The organism is Leptospira koniambonensis (assembly GCF_004769555.1).
Classification (GTDB): domain Bacteria; phylum Spirochaetota; class Leptospiria; order Leptospirales; family Leptospiraceae; genus Leptospira_B; species Leptospira_B koniambonensis.
Genome location: NZ_RQFY01000004.1, coordinates 1,243,972 through 1,259,181 on the forward strand (window position 1 = coordinate 1,243,972; position 15,210 = coordinate 1,259,181).

Genomic DNA, 15,210 nt, shown 5'->3' on the forward strand with positions numbered 1-15,210 from the left:
TTATTTTCCCCCTGGGAAATTTCTGGTGAACCAAGAGTAATGAGAACGATAGATCCCTGGATTTTGTCTGACAGTTTTAGGGACCTGATTTACTTCTTCGAAATCAGTGGTAGCTCCACCCTTCGTGTATTCCGAAAAAAATCCTAGGCCCATTGAGGCAGCGAATAGGGGATAAACAAGACCTTTTAAAAAATTCCACATAATAAATCCTTAAACTCTTTTGGATTCGAAAGAATAACTTCTGAAAAAAGTATAGATCAAAGGAAGCCATAAGAAGATTGAAAATAAGAAGAATGGAGAGGGACTCATAACATCTCTTATGATTTTTACATTGTAGACGGAACCCCAACCTTCCGGAAAGTCTGATTGGCTTTCTAATCTAAGATAATATCTTCCTGGAGGGATTTCCGCCAAAGATTTAGAGTCCGATCTGGAACCTTCTGACCAAGATTCTCCGTCGTCCACTCCATGATAATAACTAGTTTCGATAGAAGTATCATAAGCTGTATCGGTATCTTCGTTAATTAAAGCAGCGGAGAAGAATATATATTTATTGTCTATATTAGGAGCTTCGATCTGGATCTCTACATTCTCGTTCGCAGATCCTTTTAGTTCGAATACATCCGTTACAAAAGAATTGTCTCTGAAACTTGAACTTCCTATCTCTGCGTTCGGAGCAGAGGTTTGCACATATTTGAATTTTCCCTCATAGACTACTTGGTTTTTGGCCTTGATACATCCATATACTTGGAAAACTAAAAACAATGCGGAGAGAGCGGCTGCCACCCATAGATTTCGTTTTAATCTGATCTTGAATGGATTAGGTTCACATACTCCAACTATTTCAGGTTTTCTGAATTTAGAAGCAGTATCCAAAGGAACTGCAGACTTCATTGTATCAAAAGGTATGAATACTCCTTTAGACCAGAAAAGTTCCTTATCCGTTCTCTCGGAAGAGATCATATAAGGAGGAGAAATAAAATCTTCGAGCTGCGCCTTCTCCCCAGCGGAGATTTTCCAGTAAAATTCTCCTAACGCGAAGTCAGTATTAGAATCAGAATTAGCAAACCACTTATAAGATCTTTTTTGGAAGATACGTTTTAGTCCCGGCGCCCATTTTGGAACTCCAGGAAGTGGCTCGAAATAGGTCCAGTTGTCCCCGTTCTCATTTAACCAAGAGTATCCACCTTTGTATCGGAGAAGGTAATCAGTCCAAGTATAAGTCTCATCGTCTACCTCAGTAGATTTTCGCAAAATACCAATGACCTTGGATTCAGGAAAATTAGGAAGTTTGATTGGAGTTCCTAAAGGAAGAAGAACATTATCTCTGGAAACTTGATCGAATTTAGCGATGATCTTTAGATCATCACTTTCGGTATCCATTACGGATCCGCAATATTCGCATGCTAAAGATTTAGAGAAGTCAGGGCTAAATTGATTGAGAGAAGCTCCACAACCTTTACATTCAATCGACTTTGCTGGGATCTGAGCTTGGTTGTATGCTACTTCTTCTTGCCTGAGCCCGGTTAAATTCAATTCTTCTAATGGAGCAAAACTTCCGGAAAATAATAATGCAGGGGATTCAGAATAATCCAAGGTTCCGAACATTCCATCTTCGCTAGCTAGATCTAATAAAACTGCTTCGTATCCAGTTTGGAATCCGATAGGAAGTTCACCTTCTCCACCTATGCAGCTAGCTTTCATGATCTCTTTTAGGGTCCAGTTTTCTCCCAGATAAAAACTGTCTCCTGGAGTGATCCTTTCTCTTCTGCCTGAAGCGATTACGATTGGATCTTCTGCACCTTCTAAGGTTGGGATCTTGTCTGTTGGAATTCCATCATTTAGTTTTGTATAATAATAAGAACCTTGTGCTTCTCCTAACCATGCGGAACTTCCATCTCCTTCCATGAGATGCCATTCGTTCCAGAAGCCTAATTCGAATTTAAGTTGGATCCTTCCTATAACTCTGAACGGAGTGCCTTTATAATTCCCTTGAGTCCCGAGTTGTACGATAGAATGATCATCAGCGAGTTCTCCCGCTGTGCCGATCTTTTCCAGATTCACATCTTTTTTGAGGGATAGAGTTTTACAACTGGAGCAAACCGCGTACACGGAAGCCTTATTGATGATGGGGACCGGGGCTCCACAATTAGGACAACTTAGTTCGGACACAAAGAAAGGTGATAACTTCAGGAGGATACTCTGTCAATCCTGGTTTTAAGTTGTCGAAAGAAATTTCCTGAATTTTTAAGGAATGACGGAGCGTTTCGCCATTCTTCTTGCCCGATCGCTGGCAGGATCTATATCTCCCAAAGCTTTTTCCAATTCTTGCAGGCCTGGATTCTCCCAAGTAGCTTCGTATAGATTCTGAGAATTGAAGATATGAAAATGGTTATCGAAATGGATCCGATTATAATAGTCTGCCTTGCTGAACATTGCACGATTGATCTCATTATAAATTTCTTCGAATTCAGTGGTTTGTAGATCCGGTTCAAAGTCGGAAAGAAATTTTAAAGAAAGAAGAATGACGTATTCTCTGGATTGTTTTAATAATTTCAGAGCTTCGTATAAGTATTGGGTTTTGATTCCAGGCAAATAAGGTCTTGTGTTATCTGCGATCGTTTTCTTTTGGTTAGAGGCCCCGTATTCTCTATAACCCATTTCCAAATGATGTCTTGCTTCTGCATCTTTTGTTCTGAGAGCATACTTGGATAAAAAATCCAATTCTCTTCTCACGCTGGTGGCTGATGCTTCTACTGCTTTGCCATATAATATAACTAATAGTCTTTGGGTTTGGCGCATTTCATCGTAAGAATGGGAAAGATCAAATTGTAAATATAGAGTGAATGTCTCTATATGATGTTGAAGGCATCTGCGGAATAATGCCTTATCTTCTTCTGTTCCGTAATTTGAGATTGTACTATTGATCGCTTTTAGATGAAATTCGTTTTGTTTTAATCCTCTTTCTACTCGGACCAAAGCCGTAGCCCTATTACTGTCTAAGTCTGCTTTTGTTTGTCCAAAAGGAAGAATTATAAATGCGAAAAGAAGAATGATATATGTAAGATTTCTTTTCGATCCCATATTAGGATTTTCGGAAATAAGAGGGGTCCAAATTGAACCCCGTTATAGGATAAATTTTACTGAACGATTCTTTATCTTATGTCCTTTTCTTAAGTCGGAGTGCATTTAAGACCACGGAAACGGAACTGAATGCCATCATAGCGCCTGCAATCCAGGGAGCTAATAATCCTGCGGCCGCAATCGGGATCCCGAGAGTGTTATAAGCAAGCGCCCAGAAAAAATTTTGCCTGATATTTCCAGTTGTCGCCTTTGCAATCAGGACTGCTTCTGCAATTTTTTCCAGATCTCCTTTTACCAAAACTACTCCAGCGGTTTCGATCGCTACACCTGTTCCTGTGCCCATTGCAAATCCTACATCCGCTTTTGCTAATGCAGGTGAATCGTTGATGCCATCGCCGGTCATTCCTACTGTTTTTCCTTTGGATTGTAGATCGGAAAGTATCTCTGCTTTCTCTTTTGGTAGAAGAGACGCATGCACATTTTTGATCCCGACTTTAGAGGAGATATTTTCCGCTACGGATAAATGGTCTCCGGTTAAGAGTAGTGTTTCGATTCCAAGAGAATCTAATTTTTCTAATGCGGATTTTGCATTTTGTCGGATTGTATCTTCAATTGCGAAGATGATCCATGTAGGAGTTCCAACATCGGCGCTTACGGCAGAATTCATAGTGGTAGAGCCGGCCGCGCTATTAGAGTTGACACTTTTCCCGTTCTCGGATCTTGCCCAAACTACTGTTTTTCCTGCTTTTTCCCAAGAATTAGAAATATCTAATAAATCCTTAGGTAAACTTTCCTTTTCTTCGAAAAACTCCAGTTTTCCTATCTTGATCATATTTTGATTTATTTTAGCAGTGACCCCAAGGCCTGGAACAGTCTGTAAATTTTCAGGAGAAAGTATAGAATGACCTTTTGATTTTACAAAGGAAACAATCGCCTTTCCTAAAGGGTGAGAAGATGCAGATTCTGCGGATGCAGATGAAGAAAGAAGACCCGACTCTTCTCCTGCAAATTTATAATCTGTTACGGAAGGATTTCCTTGAGTGATTGTTCCGGTTTTATCGAAAGCTATCAGATTGAGAGAAGCTGTGGTTTCTAAAACTTCTGAGTTCCTGAATAGAATCCCTTGGCTTGCTGCTTTTCCTGTTCCGACTAAAATTGAAATTGGAGTGGCAAGTCCTAAAGCACAAGGACATGCAATCACTAAGATCGCTATAGATTTTTCTAAAGCGGAACCTAATTCTCCTGCTTCTAAAAAGAAGAACCATAATAAAAAGTTAAACAAAGAGATCAGGATTACCGCAGGAACAAATACTGCAGAAATTTTATCCGCAATCTTTTGGATGGGTGCCCTGGAACTTTGTGCTTCTTCGACAGTTTTGATAATGGATGCGAGAACTGTTTCGGAACCAACAGAGGTTGCCTGGACGATCAGGTTTCCGTTCCCGTTTACTGTTCCCCCGAACACTTGGCTGTCTTTCTTTTTATCTAAGGGAAGACTTTCACCTGTTAACATAGATTCATCAACTGAGCTGAAACCTTCTAATACTAACCCATCTACTGGAAATTTTTCTCCAGGTCTGACTTGTAGGATATCACCTTTTTTTACGTATTCAGTTGGTATCTCCGACCAAACTTCTTCTTTTTTAATACGAGCTGTTTCCGGTTTTAATTCCAGTAAGGTTTGGATTGCAGAAGAACTTTTCCCTTTTGCTTCTGCTTCCATCCATTTACCTGCGAGTATAAAAGAAAGTAATACAGCGGATGTTTCATAGTATAACGGCGGAAGTGAATGAATATGTGCGCCTTCTACCCAGAAAGATGAGAAGAGCAGATCTCCTTGTCGGGTCCCTTGTAAGAGAGAAAGTATAAAGCTATATCCGAATGCCGCAGAGGTTCCTAAGGAAACCAAAACATCCATGTTTGCGCTTCCGTTTTTGATTGCTCTGAATGCACTTTTATAAAATGGAAATCCGATCCAGAACTGAACTGGAAACGCCAATACAAATTGTATCCAAGGATGCATGAGTGCTTTTGGATTAGGTAAAAATTCCAAAAAAGAAAAATGGGAAACCATTGAGTAGAATAGGGGAGAAGCAAACAAAAGTGAGATAAAAAATCTAGATCTCAATTTGGATCTTTCTTTTTTATGTAGCTCTTCTGTTTCTTTATAATTATTCTCTGAGTGCAATTTTGCAGAATAACCTAGGGATTCTACTTTAGAAAATAATTGTGTAGAATTTACAGACTCATTGAATCTTACGAATGCAGTTTCCCTTCCGAAATTGACTCGAGCCTCTTCTACACCCGGGACTTTGTTTAAACCTGTTTCTATTCTTCTTGCGCAGTTTGCACAGGTCATTCCAAAAAGATCTAATGTGATTTCCTCGCTCATCTTTTTACTCCTGGTTGATGGAAACCACTGGATAACCTTCTTCTTCCAACATTTTAGGAAGAGAGGAAATATCCTTCTTGGTTTCAAAACGTGCAGTCTGGGAGTTTAGATCCACTACTGGTTTAGACTCTGAATCGAAGGATTGGATTGTTTTAGATACGGTCCCTACACAATGATTGCAGGTCATTCCTGATAATTTGATCTCGTACATTTTATTTCTCCTTGATCTATAATCTTATTGTCAACCTTCCAATAGTGGGAAGGTCAAGGCCCAAATCCAAAAAAATCCGATTTTTCATAAAAAATAAGACTTTCTAACCTTCTAATGACTGGAAGGTTATGAATTTATGAATATCGGAGAAGTCGCCAAATTATCCGGGGTAAACCCAAAATTAGTCAGGCATTATGAATCCATTGGACTCGTCTCTAAACCCATTCGTGCAGATTCCGGATATAGACTATATTCAGAAAAAGACATACATACATTGAGATTTATCAAAAGAGCCAGAGGTCTTGGATTTTCTTTGCCTGAGATCAAACAATTATTGGGACTTTGGAAAAATAAATCCAGGGCAAGTGCTCAGGTCAAATCTTTGGCTCTAACTCATGTAAAAGAAATGCAGGCAAAAATTTTAGAATTACAATCAATGTGTGATACTCTCACTCATTTAGCAAAACATTGTCATGGAGATCATAGACCGGATTGTCCTATCTTAGAAGAGTTAGAAGGATACGATTAAAAATTCATTATAGTAATTGATAAATGTACTCCTAATCGCCTTTCCTATATAAAAAAATGGATCAAAAATTTTTAGGAGTCTCCGACAAAAGAATTTTTGTTCTGAGCCAAAGGGGCACGATCCTCCCTATCCGAGTAGCCAAAGCGGTTCCGTATGGGAAACGGTTTTCTTTCCATTCTTTTCTAAAGCCCTTTAGGACTAGGTTAGCAGCCTCATTCTCACTGATTTGATTCGGAGCAGGAATTCCGTCATTCTTTACCGCTTCCGTATCCACAAATCCAGGATGTATTGTTTGGATCCTTATATGTTTTATTCCGAAATGTTCTAATTCCATTCTTGCAGTTTCTAAAAAAAGACGCGCGGCGCCCTTGGAAGCAGTATAATCACCTTGCATTGGGATTCCGAAATAGGTCGCCAACGAATTCATATGAGAGATCATACATACTTCTTTTTGTTTTTTCATCTGCTTCATAAGGGGAACATAAAAGTTAATCAAAGAACTGTAGTTGATATTCATACAGTCTAAGATTGTTTTAGAGGTTGAGGTTAATGTATTAGAAGGAGGACCGATCCCGATATTAAGTAGAGCGATATCTATCTTTCCATACTTCTTTACTATTTCTTGTATTACAAATTTTGCATGGGCCTTGTCTCTTCCATCTCCGGCAAAAGAGATACAATCACTTCCTAATTTCGTGATCTCTTTCGAGACTTCTTGGAGGAGATTTTCCCTTCTTGCGGTAAGTATTATTTTATTTTGAAATTTAGCCAGGGCTAATGCAGTCGCTTTTCCAATACCGGAAGAAGCTCCCGTGATTAAAATTACCTTGTTTTTATAGTCCATACGAATCAGCCGATAAGAAATAATTAACTAAAAAGTGAGTAAATGCTCACTTTTGTAAAGTAAAATCTTTTATTAAAAGTTTTCGGAAAAAGGAAAGATCGGATCCTTCAATCTTAATTTCCGGATTTGGAAAGAGAAAGACGGATGAAATAGAATGAAACTATTACAGAAACTAAAGCCGTGATAAGGAACATACTTTTAGGTCCTGAATAAAACCAGATCAACCCTCCGAGATTACTCGCAACCAAAGCAGCAATACTGTTTAAGCCTGCAAATGTCCCGATTGCAGAAGCTGAATCAGTTTTAGGAATTATATTAGTGATTAACGCCTTGGAAATACCTTCTGTGCTGGCAGCATAAATTCCGTATAAGAAGAATAAGGAATAGAAGTGGATCTTATCTTCTGCGAAAGCCATTCCTCCGTATACAAAAGCAAATACAAATAAGCCGAAGACCAAAGTTGGTTTAAGACCAATCTTATCCGCAAAGATACCTGCTGGAAGAGAAAATAAAGCATATACTAAATTATAAAATATGTATATTCCAATCACCTGAGAATCTTCTAAACCTTTTGCTTTTGCCATTAAAAGAAGAAAAAGATCTGAACTATTAACTAGTCCAAAGACTAAGAGGCCGATTACTATTTTTTTATAAGAAATCGGCGCATTCTTCCAATAAAGAAAATGAGATAGAAAGTTTGATTTCTCTTGTGTGACGTTTTTTTCTTTCTTCTTTTCTTTTAGAAGACCTGAGATCAAGAACGCTGAAAGACCTGGGATAGCCGCAATAAAAAATAAAATAGAATAATTCTCAGGATAAAAATGCAAAAATACTAATGCGAATGTAGGTCCTAGTACTGCCCCCAAAGTATCCATAGAACGGTGAAATCCGAAAACTGTACCTTTGGTTTCTGGTGTTGCTTCGTCAGAAAGTAATGCGTCTCTTGCACCTGTTCTGATACCTTTTCCCAATCGATCCATAGTTCTGGATAAAAAGATCCAGATTGGGAATGTGAAAAACCCCATGATTGGTTTGGAGATTGCGCTTAATAAATATCCGAACTGAACGAATGGAACTCTCTTACCATTTTGGTCTGAAAGTTTTCCGAAATAACCTTTACTTAATCCTGCGATCGCTTCGGCAAATCCTTCTAGGACTCCAATTAGTACGACTGAGAATCCTATGCTCTTTAAATAAAGAGGCATGATAGGATATAACATTTCGCTGGATACATCAGTAAAAAGACTGATGAATGAAAGAACCCAGACTGCTTTGGTGATTTTTTTCAGGATAGAGGCTTTTTGTCTTTGTCAAAAAACTTTTTGTGGATCAGGTCTTGGATAAGATCTTTGTCTTCTTCGGAAAGAGTAATGAAGATTACGTTGGCTTTTTTTCCGGAAACTCGGATTACTTCTGACTCGAGTTCCATATTTTTGCCGTTGATATTTCCGTATAGGATGATCCGGTCTCCCTCGAAAACGGAAGTGCGGGTCTCAATGCCAGCTCCTCCAGTTCCTATATCAACGATGAATACTGGAAATCTTTGAGTTCGCCCTTTAACTATAAAATCGCCGTCGATGGTGATTTTGACGCGAGCGTTCTTCCTCTTCTGTTGAGAAGGGTCCCGGTATTCGTATTTATCGTCGAAAAGGGAGTTAGTGCCCGCCATACGACAATCATGCAGAAGTTCGAAATTCAGTCAAAGTGAAATTGTAATCCTCTTCTGGTCCCTCTTCACAAGGTTGAGAATTCTTGTAGGAGAAATAAACAGAAGATCCGTCCAAAATGATTACGGTTCTGGAAACTGAATGTGCGTCTCTTCTATGCATACAAGGCGATAGAGCGCCTTGTTCAGGCAAATGAGAAGATAAGAATGCCTTAGCAATATTTGTAAAACCTGCGGCATCAGGAAGGGAAGAAGGACGAAAATTTTTTTCGAAGGTTTCTCTTCTTGCTACCTGGGCTTTTGGTCCTTGAGTAAAGGAGCTTCCGAAAACTGAAAATGTTTCGGAGTCTGTTTCTGTTTGGTAAGTTTTACCATCCCAAATAAATATTTCAGTCTTCTCTTTGTTTGCTTTGAATAATTTGAACGGATAATATTTTTCCAACTCTGATTCCGTATAAGATTCAGGAGTTCTTTCTCCAAGTAGAATGGAGCGAACTAGTAGTCCTCTACTCACAGGATTGCGCAATAATTTTAAGGTGGCTTCGTAGTAGTTTACTAGACAGATAATTTCGCCTCTTTGGGAAACTCCGATCCAAGTACCGCCTGCTTCTCCATCGATCGGAGCGATTGCTTTTCCTGAATTTGATTCTAACAGCTGAGGCGATAAAGAAGGTTTTCTTTTGGTAGATTCGTCTCTGTTAAATCCGACTCCAAGTATTCCTTTGTTTGGGTCTCTATAGATTAAAGAAGTGCACATTTTATTTTCCTACACTTAGGAAGAAATCTACTCTTTCATTTCGATCTACTTCGTAAGCTCCATTGCCTGGGATCAAAGGTAATGTTTCTCCATAACCTCTGTATCTATATCTTCCGAATTCATAATCTTTTCCGAATAAAGATTGGAATACTTTTTTAGCTTTTTCTTCAGAAGCTCTTAGATTATATTCATCGTCTCCTCTATGAGAAGTATGGATCTGTAACTCTGCTTTATATCCGGGAAATTTACTTAAGACTGATTTTAGTTTAGAAGGTAATGTCCACCATTTGTCTTCATAGATCCGATTTGGGACTGAAAATCTAAATCCTTCTTTTTCTTTTACTACTAGGATATCTGTTTTGATATCTCCTAATTCTAATTCTTCTTCTCCACCAAATACGTCTTTGTAAGAAAGAACAAATCTGAGTTCTGCAAGAGATCCTATTCTTCTACCCTGATCGTCCAAACCATACCAGATTAATTTGTCTGGACCATTGCCGGTTCCGTTCCAGCTACGTACGATCCTTTCTTCTTGTTTGTCCCCGTCAAAATAAGATTCCATAATATTGATCTTCCAGGAAACGATTGGAAGTCCCTTTGATTTTAGACGGATCTCGACCAGATCTTTTTGCCAATCTCCATCAGGCGTAAATCCACCGGGAGAAACATCGTAGGAGAATTTTGGCTTTTGGTCTGAAAGTTGGAATTTTTTAGGAATACTAATATGTTTATCGTATCTATTATAAACCGTTAGACGATAAAAATAAATTCCTGGGCCTAAAGGTTTGTTTTCTTTGTTCTTTGGTTCCCAGATCAGTTCTGCAGGAGGTTCACCTAAAGATTTTTGGGAGAAGACTAAATTATCTTCTTTTGCTTCGTTCTTGAAAATTTCCAGTTCATAAGAATCTGATTTTAATTTAGAAGAAACGAATGAGTTAAATTTAATACGATTTAATGGATTGTTTGGATCAGAAGGAAATAAATCTCCTTCTACGTTTAAATCTACTCCGGAAGAATCATTTTTAACAGTAAGGTTTTCGATTCTATCAATGGATTCGTTTCCCGCAGGATCTCTTCCTGTGAGTTTATATGTATACAGACCTGGAGGAACTGGTTTGCCATTGGAATCAGTTCCATCCCATACGAGTTGATAAGGAACTTCTCTATTTCTCCAAGTATAAGCTTTTAAGGATCTGCCTTCGAAGTCTAAAAATTCTCCTATAAAAATATCTGCAGATTCTCCAGAAGTCTTTTGTTGTATGATGATCTTGGATAAATTCCTGTCATCGCTCAATAATAACTTAGTCTTACAATTTGCTTCTGCTTTGGGAGGTCTTGCATCTAAGTAGAATGTAGATTCTTCAGAAAGGATCCTTTCTTTGTTTGCGGTCAGCAAAAATAACTGATACGTATAATATCCATCTCCAACTGGAGTTCCGTTTTCATTTTCTCCATCCCATTCTAGTATAGAAGGTAGATAAATATCTTCTGCTGCGAATTCGTTCTCGTCCGAAAATAATGTGAATCCTTTTTTTCGGATCTTTCCTGCTTCAAATTTTCGAACAGTTTCTCCAGAGGCGCTTCGGATTGTTAGCTCCCAATCTTGCAATTTTGGCAAAGAAGAAGTTTGTATTTTGAATCTTAGAATGTCAGAGACCCCATCCCAGTTCGGAGAGAAGGAGCCGGATTCAGTGCTGATAAGAGAATTTGCGGAAATCGAAGATGAGTATAGAACTCCCAGAAGACCTAAAAAAGGAAAAATTTTTCCGAACATGCTACTAGGAAATTCCTTCCGAGAAAAAATGCACTTATGTTTTATCCTCTAGTTTTCTATTACGGATAGAACCCATATGAGTCACTGCGTCAGAGGACATTCCAGGTTTTTCAGTATAACGTTTTAATGCAAATGTGACCGAAGCAAATGCGATCTCTTCCCAAGGGATTTCTTCCGGGGAGAATAGTTTTACTTCTTCCGATTCTGAGCTTTCTGAAAAAATGCCGTCGATCAAGTTTGCAAGGAAGAACATATAAACTTGGCTGATATGAGGAATGCTATATACAGAATGAAGGCGAACGATATCTATCTTTGCGTTTGCTTCTTCAGAAGTTTCTCTGGCCGCGCCTTCTTCTACTGTTTCTCTATTTTCTAAAAATCCGGCGGGAAGAGTCCAATATCCCTTTCTAGGTTCAATCGCACGCTTGCAGAGAAGTATTTTTCCTTCCCAGATAGGAATGGTCCCAACGATTACCTTTGGATTTTGGTAATGTATGGTCCCGCAGTTCTCACAAACATGTCTTGTGAGACTGTCTCCTTCCGGGATTTTTTGGACTACTTCAGAGCCGCAAACGCTGCAAAATTTCATGGTTTAGAAAACCTTCTCCAAGCCAGGATAGCTTCTACTAATAACCAAAGGGTTAGAAAGATCAAAACTCCTCCTACAGTCGCGAGTAAATAACTAGGCGATTTGGAGAATAAGAAATCGTAGAAGTTAATAACCATTGCCCAGAGTGTAGCGCCCAATACGAATATCATTGGTATAAAACTGATCCAGGTCTTTTTCTTAGAATACAATAGATAGATTGTGATTACAAGCAAAGCAAGTCCTGCAAGTAACTGGTTTGTAGTCCCGAATAGTTTCCAAAGTGCGAGTCCAGCTGTGGTCTTTTTGCCTCCTTGATCGATCTGTAAGAATGCAAAAAATCCGATCGCTACACATGCAATAATACTGGAAACATAACGATTTCCTAAAGTCTTTCTGATTGTTTCTGATCCAAAACTTTCTGCGATCTCTTCTATATTATATCTTAATAATCTGGTTGCAGAATCCAATGAGGTCAAAGCGAAACTTACAACTACAAGTGCGATAAAACCTTGTGCAAAACCTTCGTCAAAACCAAGTTGAGAGATAAATCTTCCGGTTCCGTAAATATAAGCTCCTACAGAAGGGGCCAAACCTTGGATACCTGACCATGATTTATAGAAGGAAGACCATTCTCCAGCAGATGCAAATCCGATCGTGCATGCAACGACCGATGTAAGACCTAAAAGAGATTCTCCGATCATTCCGCCGTATCCGATCACTCTTGCGTCAACTTCTCTATCCAATTGTTTTGCAGTAGTTCCAGAACTTACCAATGCATGGAAACCTGAAACTGCCCCACATGCGATCGTGATGAACACAAAAGGAATAATATCCATATCTACTTTTTCAGTTCGGATTGCTTCTGCATTAAAGGAAGAAAATTCTCCGAAGATACTTCCTTTTACAAAACCGAAATAGATAGCGATGATTCCCAAGTATAATAAGAAAGAATTGATATAGTCCCTACTTTGGAGAAGTAGCCAGACTGGAGTAACAGACGCTAAAAAAGCATATGCAAGAAGTATAATTTTCCAGATTGGAACACCAGGAGAGTTGTCCACATCGTTCAGACCCGTCCAGGTTAGGATCGAATCATTCATTCCGAGCACCATTACAACCAAAGTAAGTGCCACAGATGCAAATGTAAGAGGTCCAAGCTTCATTCCTTTTTTATAATGAAGCCATCCTACTAAAATAGCAAATACCATGATCCCTGCAGTAGGAATTACTGCTTCTGGGAAATGGCTTCTAAGTTTAATTGGAGAAGAAGGAGTTTCTACTCTAACTTCCGAAGGATGTACATGGTCTTTGATACTCGGAGTGGTTTGAGTTTGTTCAATTTGTGGAGGAGGAGTAACAGGCGCCTGTTTCAATTTAGGATCCGCAGAGAACATTTCCGCGAGAACGATTACGAATACGCCCATTGCCAACGCGACTAAGAAAAAAATGATCGCATGAAATAAACTTCTCGCCCTTGGTCCTAAAAGATCCTGAGCAACTTGCCCGATTGATTTTCCTTGGTTGCGGACTGAAACTACGATTGCTCCGAAATCATGAACACAACCTATGAAAATTCCTCCGAATACCACCCAAAGCATTGCAGGCAACCATCCCCAGATCACTGCGACAGCAGGTCCTAGGATGGGAGCGAGCCCTGCGATGGAAGCATAATGGTGTCCAAATAGGACTGCAGGCTTTGTGGGAAGATAATCCACACCGTCATTGAACTTATGAGCTGGGGTATCACCCACAGTGTCTTTGAGTTGGAAGATGGACTTGGATAAAAATCCGGAGTAAAACTTATAACCTAAAAAATAAAGAGTGAAACAACCGAAAACCGCGAGAAGGGGTAACATGTGGGAAAAATCTCGTTTTATGCGGCCCGGATCAAATCTTTTTTCTCGGGAAAATGAATAGACAAACTCAGGTAAGGCCAGAGGGTCTAAGTATAGGTTTTCGCTTTGAACGCCCGTAGTTTCGATCAGGTCAAATCATCCTTAGAAGACGTAATCTTTGAATTACAGTCAGGGACCAACGATTGTGAGTGGTTTATTTCCTCCGAAAAACTGATCGAAATTTTAGAGATCCGACGAGAGGATTATTTTAAACTTCTATATACTCTCCGAGGAGAAAGGGAATATTCTTCCAAAGGTTCCCAAGGATTCACCCAAGATAACGCGGATCTTCTTATTTTATTATTGGAAAAGGTCCTAAAAATCGAAGGCCTCGCCTACGAATTCGCAAAGGGCGGAGTATATTTTGACGACGCTTATTTGGACGAATTCCGTGCCTTCTTGAAAGAGATCGTTCTTTCCAAATTAGAAAGGCATGATCTGGACAAGGAACTTCTACTTTTACTTATATCTTCTACCAAAAAATTCGAAGATGCGTTCGATTCGTACTTCGACGATAAATTCGATGTGCAAAGATTAGTGGATAATGGGATCACCGAATTTCTGGAAAGAAAAGGATTTTCAGGAGATTACGGGGCCGACGTATTCTTGAGGAATTATTTCTTTCAGATCTTAAATACAAAATTATTCCCTATCCGACAAATCACTTCAGAATACAGAGACCGCGCGTATTACGAAATTTTCGGAAGATTTAGAGAAGAAGAGAAAGAAAAGACTAAAAAGAAAAAATCGAACTTCCGCAAAAAATTCACTTCGAAATCGTTTTACGAAGATGAAGATGCGGAAACAAGAGAGCATCGCGAATTTTTAGGTCTCTCCGAAGATTATTCAAAAGCAGAATTAAAAAATAAATACAAAGAGATGATCAAAAAATACCATCCTGACGTAAACAAGAACGGATTGGAAATGACACAAAAGATCATCGCTTCATATAATTATTTAGTAATGAAAGATCGTTAGTTAAGGATTTGATTCCTTTCTAGGTAAAACCTTCCACTGATTATCCGCTTTTGTAATATTTCCTGGAACATCCCTTTCCCAAAAACCGTGAACCTTCTCATTATAGTTTAGATATAATTTGCCAGAGACAATTTTCCAAGCCTTAGGATCTGTTTCATAAGCTTCACCATCTCTCATTGCATAAGCACAATAACCTCCATACTGAGGTGCAAAGTTTTCCGGTGACTTCTTAAATGATTCTAGATTTTTTTGAGAGGAAAATCTCCAGTCAGCACCTTTCCAACGAAAACTAAATTTAGGATTTCCTTCTTTAGGTTTGGATTCAGTAAAATAAGAAACTGGATCGTAACCGCTGATTGCGGTTTTTCCATCAGGTTTAAAAACTGGCTCCACGAGTTGTCTACTTCCGCAGTCCAAAAGAAGTAAAAATACGATCGGTAAAAAATACGACTTGTTCATGTATCTTTCTTCGGATCGAATCGAAATAGGTT

The 15,210-nt window shown here is 38.9% G+C and carries 15 protein-coding genes; 2 read left to right on the plus strand and 13 right to left on the minus strand.

Translation table 11 applies throughout. The features are described 5' to 3' along the window. The 5 genes from EHQ52_RS09795 to EHQ52_RS09815 all read right to left on the minus strand — a co-directional run bounded on the left by EHQ52_RS09795 (window position 1) and on the right by EHQ52_RS09815 (window position 5,687). The gene (locus EHQ52_RS09795; protein WP_135615010.1) at window positions 1-201 is read right to left on the minus strand and encodes a hypothetical protein; all 201 of its coding nucleotides are present in this window, start codon (window positions 199-201) and stop codon (window positions 1-3) included. Window positions 202-210: 9 nt separating this feature from the next. Further along, the gene (locus tag EHQ52_RS09800; protein ID WP_135615011.1) at window positions 211-2,172 is read right to left on the minus strand and encodes a DUF4178 domain-containing protein; all 1,962 of its coding nucleotides are present in this window, start codon (window positions 2,170-2,172) and stop codon (window positions 211-213) included. Between the two features lie 75 nt (window positions 2,173-2,247). Then, window positions 2,248-3,084, minus strand: coding sequence for an adhesin OmpL37 family surface protein (locus EHQ52_RS09805; RefSeq protein WP_135615012.1), 837 nt, complete (start codon window positions 3,082-3,084; stop codon window positions 2,248-2,250). A 76-nt stretch (window positions 3,085-3,160) separates the two neighbouring features. Continuing rightward, window positions 3,161-5,476 (minus strand): heavy metal translocating P-type ATPase, encoded by a 2,316-nt coding sequence (locus EHQ52_RS09810; RefSeq protein ID WP_135615013.1) that lies wholly within the window; start codon window positions 5,474-5,476, stop codon window positions 3,161-3,163. A gap of 4 nt (window positions 5,477-5,480) precedes the next feature. Further along, window positions 5,481-5,687, minus strand: coding sequence for a heavy-metal-associated domain-containing protein (locus EHQ52_RS09815; protein ID WP_135615014.1), 207 nt, complete (start codon window positions 5,685-5,687; stop codon window positions 5,481-5,483). 136 nt (window positions 5,688-5,823) lie between these two features. Between EHQ52_RS09815 and cueR the strand changes: the two genes are divergently transcribed. Next, a complete protein-coding gene (cueR, locus tag EHQ52_RS09820; RefSeq protein WP_135615015.1) occupies window positions 5,824-6,216 on the plus strand; it encodes a Cu(I)-responsive transcriptional regulator in 393 nt (130 codons plus the stop codon). Window positions 6,217-6,277: 61 nt separating this feature from the next. Here cueR and EHQ52_RS09825 read toward each other — a convergent pair whose 3' ends face one another. The 7 genes from EHQ52_RS09825 to EHQ52_RS09855 all read right to left on the minus strand — a co-directional run bounded on the left by EHQ52_RS09825 (window position 6,278) and on the right by EHQ52_RS09855 (window position 13,702). After that, on the minus strand, window positions 6,278-7,060 hold the full coding sequence (locus tag EHQ52_RS09825) for an SDR family NAD(P)-dependent oxidoreductase (protein ID WP_135615016.1): 783 nt from the start codon (window positions 7,058-7,060) through the stop codon (window positions 6,278-6,280). A gap of 113 nt (window positions 7,061-7,173) precedes the next feature. Further along, a complete protein-coding gene (locus EHQ52_RS09830) occupies window positions 7,174-8,349 on the minus strand; it encodes an MFS transporter (protein WP_135615017.1) in 1,176 nt (391 codons plus the stop codon). Beyond that, complete coding sequence (locus EHQ52_RS09835; protein WP_100709034.1) at window positions 8,346-8,729, minus strand: PilZ domain-containing protein; 384 nt, start codon at window positions 8,727-8,729, stop codon at window positions 8,346-8,348. Before EHQ52_RS09835 ends, EHQ52_RS09830 begins: the two co-directional genes overlap by 4 nt. 7 nt (window positions 8,730-8,736) lie before the next feature. Then, window positions 8,737-9,483 (minus strand): NRDE family protein, encoded by a 747-nt coding sequence (locus tag EHQ52_RS09840; RefSeq protein WP_135615018.1) that lies wholly within the window; start codon window positions 9,481-9,483, stop codon window positions 8,737-8,739. Window position 9,484: 1 nt separating this feature from the next. Beyond that, window positions 9,485-11,257, minus strand: coding sequence for a fibronectin-binding adhesin Lsa66 (gene lsa66, locus EHQ52_RS09845; RefSeq protein WP_135615019.1), 1,773 nt, complete (start codon window positions 11,255-11,257; stop codon window positions 9,485-9,487). 34 nt (window positions 11,258-11,291) lie between these two features. Beyond that, window positions 11,292-11,846, minus strand: coding sequence for an NUDIX hydrolase (locus EHQ52_RS09850; protein ID WP_135615020.1), 555 nt, complete (start codon window positions 11,844-11,846; stop codon window positions 11,292-11,294). Continuing rightward, on the minus strand, window positions 11,843-13,702 hold the full coding sequence (locus EHQ52_RS09855; protein WP_135615021.1) for a carbon starvation CstA family protein: 1,860 nt from the start codon (window positions 13,700-13,702) through the stop codon (window positions 11,843-11,845). Before EHQ52_RS09855 ends, EHQ52_RS09850 begins: the two co-directional genes overlap by 4 nt. Before the next feature lie 105 nt (window positions 13,703-13,807). Between EHQ52_RS09855 and EHQ52_RS09860 the strand changes: the two genes are divergently transcribed. Continuing rightward, a complete protein-coding gene (locus EHQ52_RS09860; protein WP_135615022.1) occupies window positions 13,808-14,719 on the plus strand; it encodes a DnaJ domain-containing protein in 912 nt (303 codons plus the stop codon). On the opposite strand, the gene EHQ52_RS09865 is transcribed toward EHQ52_RS09860, so the two are convergent. Next, complete coding sequence (locus tag EHQ52_RS09865) at window positions 14,720-15,178, minus strand: YHS domain-containing (seleno)protein (RefSeq protein WP_135615023.1); 459 nt, start codon at window positions 15,176-15,178, stop codon at window positions 14,720-14,722. Window positions 15,179-15,210: the final 32 nt, after the last annotated feature.

Excerpts from the sequence above, each read along its gene's own strand:
- EHQ52_RS09850 (WP_135615020.1), bottom strand. The coding sequence starts at position 11,846 with ATGAAATTTTGCAGCGTTTGCGGCTCTGAAGTAGTCCAAAAAATCCCG.
- lsa66 (WP_135615019.1), bottom strand. The coding sequence starts at position 11,257 with ATGTTCGGAAAAATTTTTCCTTTTTTAGGTCTTCTGGGAGTTCTATAC.
- EHQ52_RS09835 (WP_100709034.1), bottom strand. The coding sequence starts at position 8,729 with ATGGCGGGCACTAACTCCCTTTTCGACGATAAATACGAATACCGGGAC.
- EHQ52_RS09840 (WP_135615018.1), bottom strand. The coding sequence starts at position 9,483 with ATGTGCACTTCTTTAATCTATAGAGACCCAAACAAAGGAATACTTGGA.
- EHQ52_RS09805 (WP_135615012.1), bottom strand. The coding sequence starts at position 3,084 with ATGGGATCGAAAAGAAATCTTACATATATCATTCTTCTTTTCGCATTT.
- EHQ52_RS09815 (WP_135615014.1), bottom strand. The coding sequence starts at position 5,687 with ATGTACGAGATCAAATTATCAGGAATGACCTGCAATCATTGTGTAGGG.
- EHQ52_RS09855 (WP_135615021.1), bottom strand. The coding sequence starts at position 13,702 with ATGTTACCCCTTCTCGCGGTTTTCGGTTGTTTCACTCTTTATTTTTTA.
- cueR (WP_135615015.1), top strand. The coding sequence starts at position 5,824 with ATGAATATCGGAGAAGTCGCCAAATTATCCGGGGTAAACCCAAAATTA.
- EHQ52_RS09865 (WP_135615023.1), bottom strand. The coding sequence starts at position 15,178 with ATGAACAAGTCGTATTTTTTACCGATCGTATTTTTACTTCTTTTGGAC.
- EHQ52_RS09810 (WP_135615013.1), bottom strand. The coding sequence starts at position 5,476 with ATGAGCGAGGAAATCACATTAGATCTTTTTGGAATGACCTGTGCAAAC.
- EHQ52_RS09825 (WP_135615016.1), bottom strand. The coding sequence starts at position 7,060 with ATGGACTATAAAAACAAGGTAATTTTAATCACGGGAGCTTCTTCCGGT.
- EHQ52_RS09795 (WP_135615010.1), bottom strand. The coding sequence starts at position 201 with ATGTGGAATTTTTTAAAAGGTCTTGTTTATCCCCTATTCGCTGCCTCA.